At 36.2% G+C, this 20,189-nt stretch carries 19 protein-coding genes and 3 pseudogenes; 3 read left to right on the top strand and 19 right to left on the bottom strand.

Annotation, left to right across the window (positions count from 1 at the left end):
- Nucleotides 1-218: 218 nt before the first annotated feature.
- Nucleotides 219-916, bottom strand: a pseudogene (locus tag ACJ5H0_RS15465) (SMUG2 DNA glycosylase family protein).
- Nucleotides 917-918: 2 nt separating this feature from the next.
- Nucleotides 919-1,548 (bottom strand): DUF4241 domain-containing protein, encoded by a 630-nt coding sequence (locus ACJ5H0_RS15460; protein ID WP_411250232.1) that lies wholly within the window; start codon nt 1,546-1,548, stop codon nt 919-921.
- A gap of 293 nt (nt 1,549-1,841) precedes the next feature.
- On the opposite strand from ACJ5H0_RS15460, the gene ACJ5H0_RS15455 reads away from it, so the two are divergent.
- Together ACJ5H0_RS15455 and ACJ5H0_RS15450 are read left to right on the top strand one after the other, a co-directional pair.
- Nucleotides 1,842-2,360, top strand: a complete 519-nt coding sequence (locus ACJ5H0_RS15455) for a CPBP family glutamic-type intramembrane protease (protein ID WP_411250230.1) — start codon at nt 1,842-1,844, stop codon at nt 2,358-2,360.
- Nucleotides 2,263-2,550, top strand: a complete 288-nt coding sequence (locus tag ACJ5H0_RS15450; RefSeq protein ID WP_411250228.1) for a CPBP family glutamic-type intramembrane protease — start codon at nt 2,263-2,265, stop codon at nt 2,548-2,550. Before ACJ5H0_RS15455 ends, ACJ5H0_RS15450 begins: the two co-directional genes overlap by 98 nt.
- 18 nt (nt 2,551-2,568) lie before the next feature.
- Here ACJ5H0_RS15450 and paaZ read toward each other — a convergent pair.
- The 17 genes and pseudogenes from paaZ to ACJ5H0_RS15365 all read right to left on the bottom strand — a co-directional run bounded on the left by paaZ (nt 2,569) and on the right by ACJ5H0_RS15365 (nt 17,143).
- Nucleotides 2,569-5,065: pseudogene (gene paaZ, locus ACJ5H0_RS15445) on the bottom strand (phenylacetic acid degradation bifunctional protein PaaZ).
- Nucleotides 5,066-5,180: 115 nt separating this feature from the next.
- Nucleotides 5,181-5,954, bottom strand: a complete 774-nt coding sequence (locus ACJ5H0_RS15440) for an alpha/beta hydrolase (RefSeq protein WP_411250225.1) — start codon at nt 5,952-5,954, stop codon at nt 5,181-5,183.
- Nucleotides 5,955-6,023: 69 nt separating this feature from the next.
- Nucleotides 6,024-6,620: an acyltransferase gene (locus tag ACJ5H0_RS15435; protein WP_411250223.1), complete on the bottom strand. Its 597-nt coding sequence runs from the start codon at nt 6,618-6,620 to the stop codon at nt 6,024-6,026.
- Nucleotides 6,621-6,717: 97 nt separating this feature from the next.
- Complete coding sequence (gene pcaF / locus ACJ5H0_RS15430; RefSeq protein WP_411250221.1) at nt 6,718-7,923, bottom strand: 3-oxoadipyl-CoA thiolase; 1,206 nt, start codon at nt 7,921-7,923, stop codon at nt 6,718-6,720.
- Between the two features lie 78 nt (nt 7,924-8,001).
- Nucleotides 8,002-8,415, bottom strand: coding sequence for a PaaI family thioesterase (locus ACJ5H0_RS15425; RefSeq protein ID WP_172284290.1), 414 nt, complete (start codon nt 8,413-8,415; stop codon nt 8,002-8,004).
- 2 nt (nt 8,416-8,417) lie between these two features.
- Nucleotides 8,418-8,714 carry a hypothetical protein gene (locus tag ACJ5H0_RS15420; protein WP_411250219.1) on the bottom strand — a complete coding sequence of 99 codons (297 nt, stop codon included), beginning with the start codon at nt 8,712-8,714 and terminating at the stop codon, nt 8,418-8,420.
- Nucleotides 8,715-8,736: 22 nt separating this feature from the next.
- Nucleotides 8,737-9,870 (bottom strand): 3-hydroxyacyl-CoA dehydrogenase NAD-binding domain-containing protein, encoded by a 1,134-nt coding sequence (locus tag ACJ5H0_RS15415; RefSeq protein ID WP_411250217.1) that lies wholly within the window; start codon nt 9,868-9,870, stop codon nt 8,737-8,739.
- Nucleotides 9,871-9,914: 44 nt separating this feature from the next.
- Nucleotides 9,915-10,025: a hypothetical protein gene (locus ACJ5H0_RS15410; protein ID WP_411250214.1), complete on the bottom strand. Its 111-nt coding sequence runs from the start codon at nt 10,023-10,025 to the stop codon at nt 9,915-9,917.
- A 41-nt stretch (nt 10,026-10,066) separates the two neighbouring features.
- Nucleotides 10,067-10,264 (bottom strand): four helix bundle protein, encoded by a 198-nt coding sequence (locus tag ACJ5H0_RS15405; protein WP_411250211.1) that lies wholly within the window; start codon nt 10,262-10,264, stop codon nt 10,067-10,069.
- Nucleotides 10,265-10,299: 35 nt separating this feature from the next.
- The gene (locus ACJ5H0_RS15400; RefSeq protein WP_172284297.1) at nt 10,300-11,100 is read right to left on the bottom strand and encodes an enoyl-CoA hydratase/isomerase family protein; all 801 of its coding nucleotides are present in this window, start codon (nt 11,098-11,100) and stop codon (nt 10,300-10,302) included.
- A gap of 141 nt (nt 11,101-11,241) precedes the next feature.
- Entirely contained in the window at nt 11,242-11,706 is a 465-nt protein-coding gene (gene paaD, locus ACJ5H0_RS15395) for a 1,2-phenylacetyl-CoA epoxidase subunit PaaD (protein ID WP_273650625.1), read from the bottom strand.
- Nucleotides 11,707-11,795: 89 nt separating this feature from the next.
- Nucleotides 11,796-12,557 carry a 1,2-phenylacetyl-CoA epoxidase subunit PaaC gene (gene paaC / locus ACJ5H0_RS15390; RefSeq protein WP_317168583.1) on the bottom strand — a complete coding sequence of 254 codons (762 nt, stop codon included), beginning with the start codon at nt 12,555-12,557 and terminating at the stop codon, nt 11,796-11,798.
- Nucleotides 12,558-12,637: 80 nt separating this feature from the next.
- Complete coding sequence (paaB, locus tag ACJ5H0_RS15385) at nt 12,638-12,919, bottom strand: 1,2-phenylacetyl-CoA epoxidase subunit PaaB (RefSeq protein ID WP_172284303.1); 282 nt, start codon at nt 12,917-12,919, stop codon at nt 12,638-12,640.
- 80 nt (nt 12,920-12,999) lie between these two features.
- Complete coding sequence (paaA, locus tag ACJ5H0_RS15380; RefSeq protein WP_172284304.1) at nt 13,000-13,938, bottom strand: 1,2-phenylacetyl-CoA epoxidase subunit PaaA; 939 nt, start codon at nt 13,936-13,938, stop codon at nt 13,000-13,002.
- Nucleotides 13,939-14,014: 76 nt separating this feature from the next.
- Nucleotides 14,015-15,100: a 2Fe-2S iron-sulfur cluster-binding protein gene (locus tag ACJ5H0_RS15375; protein WP_172284305.1), complete on the bottom strand. Its 1,086-nt coding sequence runs from the start codon at nt 15,098-15,100 to the stop codon at nt 14,015-14,017.
- Nucleotides 15,097-16,417 (bottom strand): annotated as a pseudogene (locus ACJ5H0_RS15370) (phenylacetate--CoA ligase family protein). The gene ACJ5H0_RS15375 and the pseudogene ACJ5H0_RS15370 overlap by 4 nt, the downstream one beginning before the upstream one ends.
- A 114-nt stretch (nt 16,418-16,531) precedes the next feature.
- Complete coding sequence (locus ACJ5H0_RS15365; RefSeq protein WP_228457057.1) at nt 16,532-17,143, bottom strand: TetR/AcrR family transcriptional regulator; 612 nt, start codon at nt 17,141-17,143, stop codon at nt 16,532-16,534.
- A gap of 342 nt (nt 17,144-17,485) precedes the next feature.
- Between ACJ5H0_RS15365 and clpB the strand changes: the two genes are divergently transcribed.
- Nucleotides 17,486-20,080 (top strand): ATP-dependent chaperone ClpB, encoded by a 2,595-nt coding sequence (clpB, locus tag ACJ5H0_RS15360; protein WP_273650622.1) that lies wholly within the window; start codon nt 17,486-17,488, stop codon nt 20,078-20,080.
- The last annotated feature ends 109 nt before the right edge of the window (nt 20,081-20,189 follow it).

The following is a 20,189-nucleotide window of genomic DNA, read 5'->3' as shown; positions in this document are numbered from 1 at the left end:
TGCCAGCTCTTAAAAAGCACAGAAATTAAAAAAGGAGTACATGAAAAAGATATCTCTAAATTCCCTGCAAGAGCATATCTAATTAAAATTCCTTTGGGATCAAATAAGATCATAAAGAAATAGCTTACGACGATAAAAACTAATAACCGTGAAAATAATATCATAAGCTATCATTGTACCGTGAAAGATTCTACTACACAAATGGAAAATCCCTTGAGCTATTCAAGGGATTTGTTTTTTAATGCAAGTATATATTTATCAATATAGCTTTGCTTTTCTTTTAGTTTATATTGCTGTATATATCTGGGATGTTCAAGAATGGTCATTTTTTCAAAGAGATTTGCTTCTTTATTCAGTTTTGAGATAAAATCTGCATTTTTCTTTCCTAAAACAAATACTTCTGAAGTATCAAGATTTAAACTAATATGCTTTTTTAAGGATTCAATCATAAAATCTTTAACATCAGAAAATAGCTCCTTATCATCATAGTAATTAGCATTAAGCCAGCCATTTCCGGATCGTTTTACGATTGCTAAGGGAAAAGGAGAGTTTATATAAAAATCTTTGTAAAATTCAGTGGCTCCTCCATACTGTTCGATCATATCATACATGAAAACAGATGAAACCTCATGCGTACGTGCAGATTGCATTGCTATCCCACAAACACTTTCAAGTTGTTTTGTATCTGTAATGGTACTCCAGTTACACCAGCGCCATGTCTGCTGGGATTAATTCCTACCATAAACTTTCTTTGTATGGAATCATTATAATACTTTTTATAAAACTGCTCCATAACAGCCATCGTTTCCGGATTGTCAAAATATGGATTCAACACCTCAAAATTATGTGGCAGCTTACCGTTATAATTAAGGTTTCTATTAAAGTCAATAACTTTATCAGCAAAACTAGCTCCCATCATTAGCAATCTTCTTCATCCTCCTGCTCTTCGGAAAGGGCCAGTTCAATGTCAATAAACTGAATATATAACCCGCATACCTGATTATCTTCGTCGTAAGCAAAGTATACAGGATAAGCGCCATCACCGAACCCACTGGCAAACATCGGAATTTGATAAGATGTACCTGGTATTGTCCAATTGATCCAATCCCCTAACTCTCTCTGGTTTTTGGGGTTGTTTTTATAACTCTGAGCAAAGATATCGGCAAAATAATCATCGTAAATGTTACCCACATTTTTTTGGGTAAGGAACTTATCGAAATAAGGCAATACCTCCGCATCAGTAATACAAGCAAGACCAGCGTCTACAGAAAATCCAAAATATTCTCCTTCTCCCACTCCTTCCAGTTCTTCATGTCCTATTAAAGCCTCACGATAAATTACAGGCCTTTTATCCGTAAATGAAACTTTTACCGCTGCATAGCGATTCCCCCAATCTTCAGATTTTACTACTGCTATTTGTACCGGAAAATTTCCTTTCGGAGAGTTAATAAAGTAAGGTTTTTCTGCTGCATTCAAATAGACCAAAGGATCTCTTACTATTACTTTTCCAGAAGGGATAGAAACATTTCCGACATGTATTACTTCCATTTTTTTTTCCGAAAATCTCGTCTGAAGTAAAATAAGCTTCTAAATCTGTAGGACAAACCAGAAGATCTTTCATTTCATCCCATTTTTGTAGCCAGCTTTCATTCATGATATTATTTTTTATCAATTCATTTAAAAATTAAAATTACTATTTATTTAATCCGGATCAAATGAAGACGGACTTTTAAAAACAAAAATATATACAAAATACTATTACTTACTGATTTTCAATTATTTTAATTATTTTAGTCATCGAACTTATCGTGCTGAAAATACGATATAAAAACTATTTACCCATGATCGGAATTCTTGCTGAACTTATTATTTCAGGGCTCTTGCTATGGTATATCGATAAAAAAACACTTTCTGTTTTAGGATTTAAACCCACCAGAAATAGAATTATGAACTGGACAACAGGCTTCCTGTTAGCAGCATTGGTATGCTTAATTTATCATGTAATGAATAAGACTTTTAGCGATAACAGCTGGATATTAAATAAACATATGACCTTACAGACAATATTCACCAGCGTCTGGTGGACTTTAAGATCAGTCATATTTGAGGAACTCATTTTTAGGGGAGCATTACTTTACTTAGCCATTGAAAAATTGGGAATTAAGATCGCCTGTTACCTTTCTGCCATTTGCTTTGGTGTCTACCATTTGTTTTCTTATAATGCATTTGGAAACCCTTTTCAAATGGTGATTATTTTTTTTTATGACCGGAATATTTGGATTGATGCTTGCATTTGCATTTGCAAAAACAAAATCACTTTATCTTCCTTTTGGACTTCACCTGGGATGGAATATCTTTAATATTGTTATTTTCTCAAACGGTCCTTTGAGACAACAGGTTTTGATTAAAGCCAATGAGAATAAGCCGGAAGGTCTCATCTCACTTTTTATATTTCTATTTCAAATCTTTGCACTTCCCATTTTGGTTTACTGGTATTTGAGATATCTAAAAAAACAAGACATCAATACCCAAAAAAAGGAAGCTTTATAAAGCTTCCTTTTAATATTATCAGATCAATCCAAATTGTTCAAAATGATGGGTAAAATGCTTCTTATGCATCAATTCCCACATTTCTTTATTTAGCTTTCCGAACACAAAATTCAGATGTTCTGCTTGAGGATTTTCTTTGTAATAAATTGAAAATCGTTTCAGGTTATCTATGAATGATTCTTTTGCCGCATCAAAATTCTTATGTCTTAATTCCAACAGTTTTTCATCTTCAGCCAAGTAAGGTGCCGGAAAATCCTTAGGCATTTTCCTGTGATTGTAAAGGGAATCCTGCCATTTTTCGAGCTGTTCTTCAGGAGTAAAGCATTTTTCAGCTTCAGGTTCTCCCATACTTACCAAAACGCCATGCTCAAGATGCTCAATCATTTGTTGTGGAGACATATTACCCCAGTTTGGTTTTGTACTTCGGGTCAAGCCTCCTAAAATTTTCTGAATATTTTTAATATTAAGATCAACAAAAGGAGATTTTTTTGCAACTAAAGTTAAAATAGTAGCCACACAAACCACCTCATCTCTTTGATTAATTACTTCCACTAACCATTTAACAACCCCAGATGGAATATTTCTTCCTTTGACTCCCCTGTTTATTTTTTCTTTAGCTGTCAAATAAACAGTAATTGTATCTCCTGCATATACCGGTTTAAAGAAGCTGCAATTTTCCAGACCATAGTTTGCTATTACCGGTCCTTTTTTACCTGATACAAATAGTCCGGCAGCAGCAGAAAGGATAAAGTATCCGTGAGCAACCGTCTTATCAAAAATAGTTCCCGTTAAGCTTGTAGCATCTGTATGTGCATAGAAGTGATCCCACGAAACATTGGAGAAATTCACAATATCTGCATCGGTAACTGTTCTTCCTGCTGTTTCCAGAGAATCTCCAACTTCAACATCTTCAAAGTATTTTTGAAATGGGTGCTTATCTGCATATTTTTTCTCCGCCCCTTGCTGGTAAATTTTGGTGATTGCCGTCAAAATATCAGGTGACCCTTGAATAGCTGTTTTTTGTAAAAAGAAATGCAGCCCGTTTAACCCTCCCATTTCTTCTCCTCCACCTGCTCTTCCCGGTCCTCCGTGCATCAATGTAGGAAGTGGGGAACCATGTCCTGTACTCTCTTTAGCATTATCTCTGTTCAGTACATAGATTCTTCCATGTTGCGATGCCATTTTCCAAGAAGTTTCAGCTACAAATTGATCATCGTGGGAAACAATTGAGCCAACTAAACTTCCTTTCCCCCTTTTCGCCAGTGCTGCAGCTTCTTCAGCATCTTTGTAAGGCATCAAAGTAGAAACGGGACCAAAAGCTTCTACATCATGAGAAATATTTTTCTCGAAAGGCTTATCGTTCAGGAATAATTTAGGACTCATGAATGATCCTTTTTCATAGTCTGCATCTACAAGCTCATGTTTACCATCATAAACTAGTTCTGTTTCAGTTTTCAGAATATCTACTTTTCGGAGAACCTCATCATACTGTTGCTTTCCTACCAATGATCCCATTCTTGTTTCACGGCTTAGAGGATTTCCTATTTTAGTTTGATCCAATGCTTTTGCCAATGCATGCTGTACATCACCGATAAGGTGTTCCGGTACAATTATTCTTCTTATAGCGGTACATTTCTGGCCAGCTTTTGTTGTCATTTCATTACGAACCTCTTTGATGAATAAATCAAATTCCGGAGTTCCTGGTTTTGCATCCAGTCCCAGGATAGAACAATTCAACGAATCTGCTTCCATATTGAAACGAACTGCATTACCTGCCACGGAAGGCAATGATTTCAGTTTTCTTCCTGTATTCGCAGAACCCGTAAACAATACGGAATCTCCATCCTGAACATAATCAAGAATATTTCCGGGTTCGCCACAAACCAACTGTACAGCACCTTCCGGAAGAAGACCACTTTCAATCATGTCCTGGAATACCGCATTGGTAAGATAAGATCCAAAAGGTGATGGCTTTACAATGGACGGAACACCTGCCAACAATGAAGTAGAAAGCTTTTCCAGCATTCCCCACACCGGAAAGTTATACGCATTGATTTGTATAGATACTCCTTCACTTGGAGTAAGGATATGAGTTCCTAAATGAGTTCCGTTCGCTGAAATTTTCTGTGTATCTCCATCTACCCAGAATGGAGTATTAGGCAACATTCTTTTTGCCAATCCCGAGTAGGTAAAAAAAAGTCCCAAAACCTCCTTCAATATCAACCCAGGAATCCACATGGGTAGCTCCAGTTTTATAGGATAACTCGTAGTATTTTTTCTTTCTTTCCAGCAGGTAAAGCGCCACTTTTTTCAACATTTCTCCACGGTCATAGAAAGTCATTGAAGAAAGATTTTTATATCCTACAGTTCTTCCATAGTCAAGAGCCTGTTCAAAATTAAGGCCTTCAGTATCGGAAACAGCTACCTGCTCTCCTGTAACGGCATTGTACAAAGGAACTCCGCTTCCGGTCCCTTCTATCCATTGTCCGTAGATATAGTTTTTTAACTTTTCCATATAGTTTTTTTACTTTTTACTTAAATTAATTAGTGAGCCCTAAGGTATTCGCAGTAATAACCGAATTACTATTACGATCAAATATTTTTAGGAACACCGATCAAGTGAAACTGATTTACTTCGGCTCCTGGTAAGGAAACATTTTCACCAATCCTTCATATAAACTTCTGTGAAGAATAGTAGCATGATTGTCTGTTTCCATCATTTTATATTCTAATGTCCAGTTTTTCTTTCCGGCTTTTTTCAAAACATCGTAGAAAGCTTCGGCATCTTTTACCATTACCGGATGTTCTCCTTTTCCTACAGAAACATAGACAAACTTTTTAGTATCCGAAGATTTTGTAAGTAATTGAGGAGCCTGCTTTAAAAGGCTTTCATCATCCCACCATAAACTTGGACTGATAATAAAATAATTATTGAACATTTCCGGCTTTTTCAAAAGAATTTCCGTTGCTAAAAGTCCGCCCAGAGACTGGCCAAAAAGGTATTTTTCCGTAGTTTTAAATTGGCTTTCAACATAGGGTTTTAGCTCTTTTTCCATGAATGTAATAAACTGATCAGAATGCCCTGTGGTAGGATAGTCTTTCTGCAAGTCTTTTAAATCTGTATGAAAAGTAAAATCTCTTTTTCTATCTACGTTAGCAACTCCCACTACAATGGTTTCCGGCATGGAATACATCTGATTAAAGAATTGTACTAATCCCGTAACGTGAATAAAATCTTCATTTATGCTTCCATCCAACAGATAGATTACCGGGTATGATTTTGTTTTGTCATATCCTTGTGGAAGATAAATATTCAATATTCTGTCTTCATTTAAGGTTTTAGACTTAATCGTCCTCACTTCTCCAATTGTAAGCGGTTTTGTAGTAACAGTTTGTGCTGACACCAAACTATTTATCGCCAACATCATGCTGCATATAAGTGCAATTTTTTTTAATCATATTTAATTGTATGGTTATTGTTTTATATCATCCCAGATACTGTAATCCACAATTTTCGTTGGAATCTGCGGGACATATTCTGTAAAAGGCTCACAAGGCAGAATAGCTTCTTTTCCCTCTCTTGCCAGTTCCTGATATAACTTTGTCCCTTCTGTTTTCCAATGAATCATTTCATCGGAAACATCACGAATGATTTTTGCAGGACTTCCTACAACCAGTTTTCTTGGTTCACATCTGAAATTAGCCGGTACAAAAGCCAATGCTCCAACAATACTTTCATCGCCAATATAAGCTTTGTCCATTACCACAGCGTTCATTCCGATCAGACAGTTTTTGCCGATGTGTCCGGAGTGAATAATAGCTCCATGTCCGATATGTGCAGATTCTTCTAATATCGTTTCTATATTCGGAAAAACATGCAGGGTACAGTTCTCCTGCACATTAGCTCCATCCTTGATGATAATTTTCCCCCAGTCCCCACGGATTACCGCATTGGGACCGATATATACTTCTTCACCTATTTCTACATTCCCGATAATGACTGCCTGCGGATGAATGTATGCAGAAGGTTTTATAATGGGACGAATCCCGTGGTATGAATAGATGTTCATCTTTTTTTAATTTGAAAATCTGAGAATGCGATAAATTGAAAATTAGGAATGTCTTTAAGCATTTTCAAATTCTCAAATTAACTCACTTCCAAATTAATTATACTTTTTCAATTACCATCGCATATCCTTGTCCTACACCTATACAAAGTGTACACAACGCATATTTCTTATCCTGTTTATGAAGCTCCATTGCTGCAGAACCTACGATTCTTGCTCCGGAAACTCCCAGTGGATGACCTATTGCAATGGCACCTCCATTTGGATTTACTCTTTCATCATCATCTTTCAACCCTAAACTTCTAGTTACTGCCAGTGCCTGTGCTGCAAATGCTTCATTCAACTCGATGATATTCATATCTTCAAGAGAAAGGTTTAATCTTTTCAGTAGTTTTTGAGTTGCTTCTACCGGTCCTATTCCCATGATTCTTGGTTCAACACCTGCTACTGCGGATCCTAAAATCTTTGCTTTTGGCTTAAGACCATACTTTTTAACCGCTTCTTCACTCGCTAAAATTAAAGCAGCAGCTCCGTCATTCATTCCTGAAGCGTTTCCTGCTGTAACTGTTCCTTCTTTTCTGAAAGCTGGACGAAGTTTTGCCAATCCCTCCATAGATGAAGAAGGTTTAATAAATTCGTCTTTTTCAAAAATTATTGGATCACCTTTTCTCTGAGGAATTTCAACTTTTACAATTTCTTCTGCCAGCCTTCCGCTTTCCTGAGCTCTTGTTGCTTTTTGCTGAGACCAAAGGGCAAATTTATCCTGATCCTCTCTATTGATCTGATGTATATCTGCTAAATTTTCGGCAGTTTCTCCCATTCCATCAACACCATACAGTTCTTTCATTTTAGGATTGATAAAACGCCATCCGAAAGTAGTATCAAACATCTGGCTGTCTCTTCCGAAAGCAGCACTTGGTTTTGACATCACATAAGGTGAACGGGTCATATGCTCTACTCCTCCTGCAATATAAATTTCTCCTTCTCCTGCAGCTATTGAACGAAAAGCGTTTGCCACGGCGGACATTCCGGAAGCGCATAGCCTGTTGACAGTTTCTCCCCCGATTTTATAAGGAAGACCAGCCAGTAAAAGACCCATTCTTGCAACATTTCTATTATCTTCACCCGCCTGATTGGCACACCCGAAAATAACGTCTTCAATTTCTTCTACCGGAACTTCGGGATTTCTTGCAACAATTTCTTTGATAACAATTGATGCCAAATCATCAGCTCTTACTTCCGATAATCCTCCCTGTAGTTTTGAAATAGGAGTTCTGATATAATCTACAATGTATACGTTGTTCATTTTTTATTTAGATTTTGAGATACCAGACAAAAAGATTTCACTCGTTTTTAATCAGATATCTGAGTCTTATGTCTGATTTTATAATTCTGTTACTTTTTTTCCGATCTTATATACTGTTCCTACAAATTTTGCAATAAGCTCTTCATTTTGATTGGTGATCTGAATATCATAAACAGCAGTTTTCCGGGTATCGTTAACCAGCTTACTTTCTGCCCTAAAGATATCACCTTCTTTTCCTGCTTTAGTAAAATTGATGATACAATTTAACGCAACTGCAGCGTCCCCGGAATTATTGGATGAAAAGGCCAGTGCAGAATCTGCAAAGGCAAACGTCACCCCTCCATGGACCGTCTTAAGTCCGTTAATCATATCTTTTTTAATAGGCATTTCTATTAGACAATAATTTTCTTTCACCTCAATCATTCTGATATTCATCCATTGGGAAAAATAATCCTGACCGAGCATATAATCTGCAATTTGTTTTGGATTCATTTTTAGTTTATACTTGTTATTTCTTCATATAATTCTTCAACCAATACATCATAAATCCCCATAGTTTTACCTAGAATCATATGTTCATATGAAAAGTCTTCGGAAGGATACGAAGCATTCAGATCGAAATTATTTTCATCAGCTATTCTCTTGATCGCCTCCTTATATTTATCATTAAATTTCCCCAGCAATTCCAACCTTTCCTGACCATCTTTGATCAGAGAACATTCTCGGACCAGGTATTCTTTTTCCATCAAAAGCCTCTGCTTTAATTCTGCTCCGAAAATATCTAAATCCATTATAATAGTTTTATCCTTCTTATTAAGCAAGCTTATTTAATAAAGGGCTTTGTCGGTATCTTTCTTCCTGATATTCGTTATAAAGGTTCTGCAGGGTTTCCGAGATTTTTGTATATCCTATTTCTCGCCCCCAGCTTAATAAACCTTTCGGATAGTTGACTCCTTTTTGCATTGCCAGCTCGATGTCTTCATCATTCGCTACACCTAATCTTTTAGCTTCTACAGCTTCATTGATCAGCATGGAGATGATTCTTAAAAAGATCTGTTCATACAACGCATCATCTTTTCGAGCAATCGGTTTCTCAGCTCCTTCCCTGTAATCAAAAAAACCTTTTCCGGTCTTTCTTCCATGAAGTTTTGCTTCAGACATACGTTGCTGTAACAAGGAAGGTTTATATTTCGGATCATTAAAATAATCCTTATAAACAGTTGTTGTAACTGAAAAATTGACATCAACTCCAATGAGATCCATTAATTCAAAAGGTCCCATTTTAAAGTTTCCTAAGGTCCTCATGGCATCGTCTACCTGCTCTGGTGTAGCAATATTTTCTTCAACGATTCTCAATCCTTCACCATAGAAAGGACGTGCAATTCTGTTGACAATAAATCCTGGAATATCTTTAGCAATAACAGGAACCTTTCCCCAATCTTTCATGAGGTTATACATTCTCTCTGCTAAGGACTTCTCTGTTAATAAGGAAGGAATAATTTCAACTAAAGGCATCAGAGGTGCAGGGTTGAAAAAGTGAATTCCAATAAAACGTTCAGGATATTTCAATTCAGCGCCAAGAGATGTGATAGAAATGGACGATGTATTGGAACCTATAATACAGTTTTCGGAAACATGATTTTCCAGTTCTGCGAAAACTTTAGTTTTAATTTCTTTGTTTTCAATGATTGCTTCAATGACTAATTCACAGTCTTTGAAATCTTTGAGATCTGTAGCGATAGAGACATTAGCCAGAATTTCGGTCATTTTTTCAGTTGAAATTTTCTGTTTATCTACTAATTTGGTTAATGTTTTTTCCAAACCCAGCGTTGCCGTTTCTACCTGTTTTGAGTTGGCATCATATACCCAAACTTTACAGCCATTTGTTGCTGCTACTTGTGCGATGCCTATTCCCATAGTTCCGGCACCGATAATTCCTACATTCATATTTTAAATTTGAAAATTTGAAAATGAGCTAATTTGAAAATTACCTAAGCTTTTGAACTTGAAATAATTTTAGATAAGATTAACACAATCTCTTTTAAATCTGATCGTATTTTTTCATCCGGAGATTTTAAATATTGAGATTGAGAACATAACAAAAGCCAATACTCTGTTTCTTCAGCTTCTTTAGCCGCGATTTTTATTTATGAATAAAATCAGCCTTGCTTTCTGCATTTTGAGCTTCTCTAACATTAGCCCCAATTGAAGCTCCTGATTTAAAAATCTGGTTTGCCAATGGAAATCTATTAGCCTTATATAGTTCTTCAGAAAATTCAATAATGCTCAATGCAAAGTCAAAAGTCTTATTTACAATGATATTTTCTTTGTCATCTCTCATTTTCAAATTTTCAAATTAGCCCATTCTCAAATTAATTATCTTCCCTTATAATCAGGTTTTCTTTTTTGTAAAAAGGCGTTTACACCTTCTATGAAATCTTCTGTTTCTGCAGCTTCCTGTTGCAGGTCGCCTTCTAACTCCAGTTGCTCTTTGAGTGTATTATTGTACGACTGAGCAAATGCTTTTTTAGTAAGTTTTATAGCAGCGGTAGGCATATTGGCCATTTTCTCCAGAATTTCCATCGATTTTGGAATAAATTCCTCTTCGTTGAAAACTTCAGCTACCAAACCGTAAGCTTTTGACTCTTCTGCTGACAATCTTTTTCCTGTAAATGCAAGGTAATTGGCTAATTGTCTTCCCAATAGTTTCGGAAGGAAATAAGTTCCTCCCGTATCAGGGATCAACCCGATATTTGAAAAAGCCTGTGCAAAATAAGATTTGTCAACTGCTAATACGAAATCACAGATCAAGGCAAGCATGGCACCTGCTCCAACTGCCGGGCCATTTACCAGTGCAACCACAGGTTTTCTGCAATGTGTGATTTCTGTAACCAATGGATTGTAATAATCCACTACTATTTTTCTAATGATATCATGATCATGGTGTTCATTTCCCTGTACAAAAGCATCATCTAAATTCTGTCCTGAGCAAAATGCTCTTCCTCTTCCGGAAATCGCCACACATCTTACCGTTTCATCTTCATTACAGGATTTTATAAAATCTTTCAAATCTGCCAAAGAAGGTTTTGTTAATGCGTTTAATGATTCAGGTTGATTCAGGTAGGCAATTTTGAGTTTTCCATCAAAATGAGTCTCGATATCAAGTTGTGTATACATAGTTTTTAAATTTATTATTTAACAATGCTCTAATTTAACAATATAAATTAATGTAACCATCTACCAGCTTAGTAATCCGGCAGTAGCTTCGTTATGCTTTACATAGCCATATGCCTTAAATATAAAAAGTACATTAATTTATCAATGGCATTTAAAATAATCAAAAGGTTCTAAACAGTCCAGACATTGGTATGATGCTTTGCATAATGTAGATCCAAATCTGCTGATCTGCTTAGAATGCATAGAACCACAGCGTGGACATTTTTTAGGTTTCCCTATATGGTGCTCATCTGCCCCTTTCTCCGGAGGAGTAATTCCATATTCACGGAGTTTTTCTCTTGCTTCATCTGTTAGCCAATCCGTTGTCCAAATTGGAAACATTTTGGTAACAACCTTTGCATCCCACCCGTTTTCCTTCATGATTTTCATGATATCTTCCTCAATGGTAAACATAGCGGGGCATGCAGAATAAGTAGGCGTAATTATTACCTCGCAAGAACTTTCGCTGGTAGCTTTTGCCTCTCTTACAATACCTAATTCCACAATATTGATTACCGGAATTTCCGGATCAGGAACCTGGGATAATATGTTTAATAATTGGTTCATTACTTATTAATCATTTGCCTATTTGAAAATCCATTATACAATTGTTTAATTTTTAAATGGGGATATATTTTCAAATAAATCTTATTTTACTACCACGTACACCCCGGATATGCTCTCTGCATATATTGTAATTCACAAAGAATATATCCAAAATACTCGGTATGGTAACCTGTTCTTGACTTTGGCTGCATAAAATGATCCGTTGGATATTCTAGTCCAAAATCAGCAAAATCTTTTTCTGTAACAGCAATAAACTGCTCATAAAGGGCATCAACATCAGGTACAATATTAAGAGTGATCAGATCATCTTCGCCTTCCACCTTTGCAAACAGACCTTTTGTGTATTCCCAGATATTTTCAATTGCTTTTATCAGACGTACTTTACTTTCTTCTGTTCCCTGTGCAAAAATTTTCATCCAGGATGAAGCATGAGTATAGTGATATTTAACCTCTTTCAAAGATTTTTGGGCAAGCGCGGATAAGTCTTCATCTGAAGAATTTGATAAAGCTTCATACATTAATTTCTGATAGATAGAAAAAACATACACTTTAAGAATTGTCTGGGCATAATCTTCATTAGGGAGCTCTACCCAATGAGCATTGATGTATTCATGTTCATATCTCAAAAATGCCAGATCATCCTCGCTTTTACCATTATCAGCTACTCTTGAAGCATACTGATAAAAGTTATTCGCTTGTCCAAGTTCATCAAGAGCAATGTTGGTCAATGCAATATCTTCTTCCAGATAAGGACCTTCACCGCACCACTCGGATAGTCTCTGCCCCATGATGAAACTATCATCCGCGAATTTTAATAAATAATTATATAATGGATTCATTTTTTGATGGATTTCAGATTCAGATTTCAGATTTCAGATTTCAGATATTTAATTTTCATATCTGAAGTCTCATATACTGAAGTCTTTATTAATTACATATTTTTTACATCATTAGGAATGTCATAGAAGGTTGGATGACGGTATAATTTATCATCTGCAGGATCAAAAAATGATTCCTGATCCATACCTTCTGAACTTACAATATATTTGCTGGGAACAACCCAAACGCATGTTCCTTCTTTTCTCCTGGTATAAACGTCTCTTGCATTCTGAAGAGCCATTTCTGCCGTTGGTGCCTGAACTGTTCCTGCATGTTTGTGGGATAATCCCGGTTTAGTCTGAATAAACACTTCCCACATATCTAAATTTGCCATAGTCAATTATAAATTTGAAAATTTGAGAATTTGAAAATGTGTTAATTAATTTTCGATCAGTACATTTTCAAATCATCATCTTATATCACTTCTTTTTGTTGTTTCTCCGCAAAAGCTGCTGCAGCTTCTTTCACCCAAAGGTTTTCCTGCTGTGCCTTTACTTTAGTTTGTAATCTTTTCTTATTACATGGTCCGTTTCCTTTCAGAATGGTCATAAATTCATCCCATGGAAGTTCTCCAAAATCATAATGCCCTCTCTCCTCGTTCCACTTCAGATCTTTATCCGGAATCGTTAATCCTAAAAACTCAGCCTGGGAAACAGTAACGTCAATAAACCTTTGACGAAGGCTATCGTTACTTTCTCGTTTTACTCTATAGTTCATAGAGATCTTCGAATTTGGTGAGCTGTCATCATTAGGTCCAAACATCATCAGAGCCGGCCACCAAAAACGATCTAACGCTGCCTGAGCCATTTCTTTCTGTTGTTTTGTTCCTCGGCAAAGTGCCATTAAAATCTCATACCCTTGTCTCTGATGGAAAGATTCTTCCTTGCAGATTCTTACCATTGCTCTGGAATAAGGTCCGTAAGAGTTACCCATCAGCATTACCTGGTTCATAATAGCAGCGCCATCAACCAGCCAGCCAATAGCTCCAATATCTGCCCAGCTCAGTGTAGGATAATTAAAGATACTTGAGTATTTAGCCTTTCCTTCCAACATATCTTCATAAGTAGCATCTCTGTCTGCCCTGATTGTTCCGTTTCCTAAAGTTTCAGTTGCAGCATAAAGATATAACCCGTGCCCTGCCTCATCCTGAACCTTAGCCAAAAGGGCCATTTTTCTTCTCAAAGAAGGAGCTCTGGAAATCCAGTTAGCTTCCGGCAGCATTCCTACAATCTCGGAATGGGCATGTTGAGAAATCTGACGAACCAATAATTTCCTGTAATCATCAGGCATAATATCCTTGGGTTCTACTTTATTTTCTTCGTGAACGTATTGAACAAATTTTTCTAAGTCCATTTCTTTTGTCTTTTGTAAAATGTAAAACGTATTAATGTATTCATGAATACTTTTTACATTTAATCGTTAATACAATTTAAACATCATAATTAAGCATCACCACATTGGTTGTCGGGTGACATTGACATGTCAGAACGTAACCTCTGGCTACTTCTTCTTCGGTAAGCGCAAAGTTTTTTTCCATGAAGACTTCTCCTTCCAAAACCTCTGCTTTACACGTACAGCAAACTCCTCCTTTACAAGCAAAAGGAACAGGCAGCTGATCTTTTAATGCCTTATCTAAGATACTCTCTTTTTTAGAATTAAGATGGAAGGAATATTCATCGTCGTCAATGATCACCGTTACCATACTTTCTATATTGGCGATAGCTTTGAATTCATCACTCATTTCCTCAGAATTTTCTTCATCGGGAGCTGTGAAATATTCAAATAAAACCTGAATAGCAGGTACCTTTTTTTCTTTTTTCAGATAATCCGCAATTCCTTTGATCATTTCCGCAGGACCACAAATGAAATAGGTAGCTTCTTTAACATCTATATCGGTATATCTTTCAAATAAATGATTTAGTTTTTCCGGAGAGATTCTTCCTTCAAAAATAGGATCTTCATGCTTTTCACGACTTACCAGATATACTACATTCAACCTTCCTTTGAAGTGCTCAACCAGTTTATCGATCTCCGCTTTCTTCATCACATGATTCATGCTTCTATTGCTGTAAAATAAATATGCCTTACTATTAGGCTCCTGGTAAAGACTTTCCTTGATATTGGAAAGAACTGGACTGATTCCACTTCCTGCAGCCAGACCAACATATGTTTTGGTATTCGATGGGTGATAGGTGGTATTGAAACCTCCCATAGGGGGCATTACCTCAAGCACCTCATCCATATGAAGATGTTCATTAAAATATCCTGAAACCTTTCCACCTTCTAAAAGTTTGACCAATACTTCCAATGTATTGCTTTTTTCACTTGGAGCATTGCAGATAGAATAAGAACGTCTCTCCTCATTTCCGTCGATCATCATCCGGAAGTTAAGGTATTGTCCCTGCTTGAATCTGAATTTATCTTTTAGTTCATCAGGAATTTCCACTGCTACATTCACAGCTTCATCGGTATCTTTCTGAACTTTTACCGTTTTTAGTTTATAAAATGAATTCATTTTTTCTTTAGTATTCTATTAATTTTTCCACCTTCGCATTTAGGTAAGCTATCCTGAGTGTGGATTTTCACTTTTGTGGTTATTCCTACCCGTTTCTTTATTTCGTTTTCAATATTTTTTCCAAAATTTCCGACAAAAATAAGATAATCATCGGTATTTATTTCAAGTTGATGAGATTTAATAAAATCATTGCCTATTTCCAGATCAATGTCTAAAGCAACGCACATTTGCTCCTTTTCGATCGGTGTAAGATAGTAATTTGGTACGACTCCTTCTACATGGGAAAAAGCTTCTTCAATCTGGCTTGGATAAACATTTACCCCTCTTACAATCAGCATATCGTCAGCTCTTCCGATAAGAGGTCTCATTTTTACCATCGTTCTTTTTCCACTCTCATCATAGTAAAGACTTGTAATGTCATTTGTCCAATATCTTAGAAGTGGCATCGCTTTTTTCGTCAAAGTGGTAATCACCAGTACGCCTTCTTCTCCAAATGGAACCGGTTGTTTTGTATTCGGATCCAAAATTTCGGGATAAAAATGATCTTCCCAGATATACGAACCGCCTTTTTCTTCGAAATCCTCCATCGATACTCCGGGTCCGATAATCTCACTTAATCCATAAATATTAGTCGCATGAACCCCCAGTCTCTCTTCAATGTGATGTCTGATGATTTCTGTCCATGGTTCAGAACCCAACACAGCATACTTTAAACTGATTTCATCAGCAGAAATTCCTCTTTTAGCAAATTCATCAGCTATTGTTAAAGCATACGAAGGTGAGCAACAAATTACTTCAGGCTTAAAATCCATTATCAAATCCACTTGTCTCGTTGTCATTCCCCCCCGAAATAGGAAGAACACTCATTCCAAGCTTTTCAGCTCCATAATGCAGACCTAATCCGCCGGTAAAAATTCCATAACCGTATGCATTATGCAATTGCATCCCAGGTTGGGCTCCTGCTGCGTTCAAAGACCTTGCAACCACCTCGCTGAAAAGATCAACATCTTCCTTCGTGTATCCTACTACCGTTGGTTTTCCTGTGGTTCCACTTGAACAATGTATTCTCTGTAATTCATTCTTCGGAACCGTAAATAATCCAAATGGATAGTGATCCCGCAAATCCTGTTTATAAGTAATGGGTAATTTCGAAATATCTTCAATCGACCTTATTTCCTGAGGTGATATTCCCGCTTCATTAAATTTTCTTTTATAAAAATCTGATCTTTCCTCAAGATAACCTACGAGATCTACCAATCTTTTGGACTGGAGCTCCCTAAGCTGGTCGAGCTCTAAATATTCAACTGAAAAATCCATAAAACTAACTAACATTTGTTAGGTGTAAATTTAAAAAGATTTTGGAAGCTGACAAAATTTTTATGATTTTCATCATATTTTGAATGATTCTAAATAACCGGAACGGTAATTTTTTTATCTCTTTTGGTTTCCAAGCAGTCCAAAGAGTATCTTATTCCTGATTTCATCAGTGATCTCTACATTTGATCCTGTGTTTCTTTTGAACCAGAAATAAGAATTATTGAGTGTATGAAGAATAAACCTTGTAGTAAAGGATGGGGATTTTAATTCCCAATTTTCGGCCTTATAGATCCCGGAAATTAATTGTTCGACTTCCTGTTGATATTTTTTCCTCAACTCAACAAATTCAGGAAGCCTTTCCTCAAGATGCTTCCATTCGTTGGAATAAATATGAGTAACATCGGGATTTTTGAGAACAACAGATAAGTGTTTATCAATAAATAAATTCAGCTTATCACTGGGTTTGATATCTGTGTTCAATACTTCCTGAAGCTCAACAAAGAAATCCTGAGCAATACCAAAGCAAATCCATTCAAGGATTTCTTCCTTAGAACGTATATGTGCATAGAGAGAGGCAGCTTTTATATTCAATTGAGTTGCCAGATCTCTTACAGAACTTCCCATATAGCCTTTCTCTTTGAAAAGCTGAACGGCTTCGTCTAATATTTTCTTTTGTTTTTCTTTAAGCTCCATCAGTAGATTGCAAAAGTAACTTTTTTGATCCAAACTGTTGTTTTTTGCCTCATAAAAGTTTTACATACCTCTTTTAATCTGATTTCAAAATAAAAAAGAATGTCAAAATTTACAGATGATATGATGAAAATGGAAATTTTGTCTAGTTACTTCAGTGTTAAAAATACAATATTCGGAAATTTTGTCCAATTTATTTATAAATTCAATAATTGAACACTTTTTGTGTTATACGACCCGAATTAAATGATTAAATTAGATCAAGGACATCAGACTTTAGATACGGATTTAAGAAATTAAATTTAATTCAAAGTCTGAATGGTCTGAAATCTGATGTCTAAAATCTATACACTTTAAGTCAACCCAAAAATATAAAATATGAATTTAAATCAATATACTGTAAAATCACAAGAAGCCATCCAGGCAGCTCAGCAAGTTGCTATGGAATTGGGTAATCAAAGCATAGAACCTCAACATCTACTGGAAGGAATCTTTCAGGTAGATGAAAATATTTCACCTTTTTTACTGAAGAAATCGGAAGCCGATGCATCTTTGGTAAGAGAGAGGAACCGTGAAAGTTTAGAAAGACTTCCCAAAGTTCAGGGGGGTAATATTTATCTCTCACAATCTGCGAATAAAGTCCTATTGGATGCGCCGAACATTGCAAAAAAAATGGGTGATGAGTATGTAACAATCGAACACTTATGGCTGTCACTTTTGGATACTTCATCTGAAGTTTCTAAAATGCTGAAAGATATGGGGGTTACCAAAAGCTTACTGGAAGGTGCTATTAAGGAATTAAGAAAAGGGAGCAAAGCCAATTCTGCAAGTTCAGAAGAAACTTACCAATCTCTCAATAAATATGCTAAAAATTTTAATGAATTAGCAGCAGAAGGAAAACTGGATCCGGTAATCGGACGTGATGAAGAAATCCGTCGTGTATTACAGATTCTTTCCAGAAGAACAAAAAACAATCCGATCCTAATTGGAGAACCAGGTGTGGGTAAAACTGCAATTGCAGAAGGGATTGCACATAGAATCATTAACGGAGACGTTCCTGAAAATCTGATGGATAAAACTTTATATTCATTAGATATGGGAGCATTAATCGCCGGAGCAAAATATAAAGGAGAATTTGAAGAGCGTTTGAAGTCTGTCGTTAATGAGGTAATAAAATCTGACGGACAAATTATTCTTTTCATTGATGAAATCCACACATTAGTAGGAGCTGGTGGTGGTGAAGGCGCTATGGACGCTGCAAATATTTTGAAACCCGCCTTGGCAAGAGGAGAGTTAAGAGCAATAGGTGCCACTACCCTGAATGAATATCAAAAATATTTTGAAAAGGACAAAGCCCTTGAAAGACGTTTTCAGAAAGTAATGGTGGAAGAGCCAGATACAGAATCTGCGATCTCTATTTTACGTGGAATTAAAGATAAATACGAAGCGCATCATAAAGTAAGGATCAAAGATGAGGCTATTATTGCAGCAGTTGAAATGTCTCAGAGATACATCTCAGACCGATTCTTACCGGATAAAGCAATTGACCTTATTGATGAAGCTTCTGCCAAGTTGAGAATGGAAATCAACTCCAAACCCGAAGAACTTGATGTCCTGGATAGAAAGCTTATGCAGATGGAAATTGAGCTGGCTGCTATTTCAAGAGAAGGCAATCAGACCAAAATTGACCATTTAAAAGAAGATATTTCTAAAATTTCCGAACAAAGAAATGAGATTAATGCAAAATGGTTGAAAGAAAAACAAAAAAGTGAAGATCTTACACAGATTAAAAAAGATATTGAATCTTTAAAACTAGAAGCGGAAAGAGCTTCCAGAGCTGGAGATTATGCTAAAGTAGCAGAAATCCAATATGGAAAAATCAAAGAAAAAGAAGATGACTTGCAGAAGCTGGAACTTGAAATGCAAAATCATCAGAACGAGTTAATAAAAGAAGAAGTAACTGCAGAAAATATCTCCGAAGTAATTGCTAAGTGGACAGGAATTCCTGTAACAAAACTTTTGCAATCGGAAAGGGAGAAATTGCTGCACCTTGAAACAGAACTTCATCACAGGGTTGTGGGACAAGAAGAAGCCATTCAGGCTGTTTCTGATGCGATCAGAAGAAATCGTGCAGGATTGAGTGATGAGAAAAAACCAATAGGATCCTTTCTTTTCCTCGGTACAACAGGTGTCGGTAAAACAGAGTTAGCAAAAGCGCTGGCTGAATTTTTATTCGACGATGAGAACAATATGACCCGAATCGATATGAGTGAATATCAGGAACGTCATTCTGTTTCCAGATTAGTAGGAGCGCCTCCCGGATATGTAGGATATGATGAAGGAGGACAACTTACAGAAGCAGTGAGAAGACGACCTTATTCAGTTGTTCTTTTGGATGAGATTGAAAAAGCCCACCCTGATGTTTTCAATACCTTATTGCAGGTTTTGGATGATGGTCGTTTGACAGACAACAAAGGCAGAGTTGTCAACTTTAAAAACTCAATTATCATTATGACTTCTAACCTGGGCTCACATTTGATTCAGGAAAATTTTGAAAACATTACTGAAGCCAATCAGGATGAAATCGTAGAGAAAACAAAAGAAGAAGTTTTTGACTTATTAAAGCAAACTCTTCGTCCTGAGTTCTTAAACAGAATTGATGAGATTGTATTATTCCAGCCTTTAAGAAAAAAGGAAATTGGAAAAATTGTTCAGTATCAGTTGCGAGGCTTTAATGATATGTTAGCAAAACGAAATATTATCATGACAGCAACTCAGGATGCCGTAGATTATTTAATGAATAAAGGATATGATCCTGCTTTTGGTGCAAGACCTTTAAAGAGAGTTATCCAGCAGGAAGTTTTAAATAAACTATCCCGTGAGATTCTGGCCGGAAATGTAAATGACGGAGACCGAATCACTTTGGATTATTTCGATGAAACAGGTCTGGTTTTCAGACCGGCGGAAAAATAAATAGTTTTTTTCATATATATTATTTTTGTAGTAAGTGCTGTAGACAAAATCTACAGCACTTATTTTTGTTAATTCACATTGACATAACATCTGGACAACGCTATGAAAG

The sequence above is a fragment of the Chryseobacterium proteolyticum genome, assembly GCF_046591535.1.
In the GTDB taxonomy this organism is placed as follows: Bacteria; Bacteroidota; Bacteroidia; order Flavobacteriales; family Weeksellaceae; genus Chryseobacterium; species Chryseobacterium proteolyticum.
Note: the sequence above shows the minus strand (reverse complement) of the source record. Positions and strands in the feature narration are given on the sequence as shown.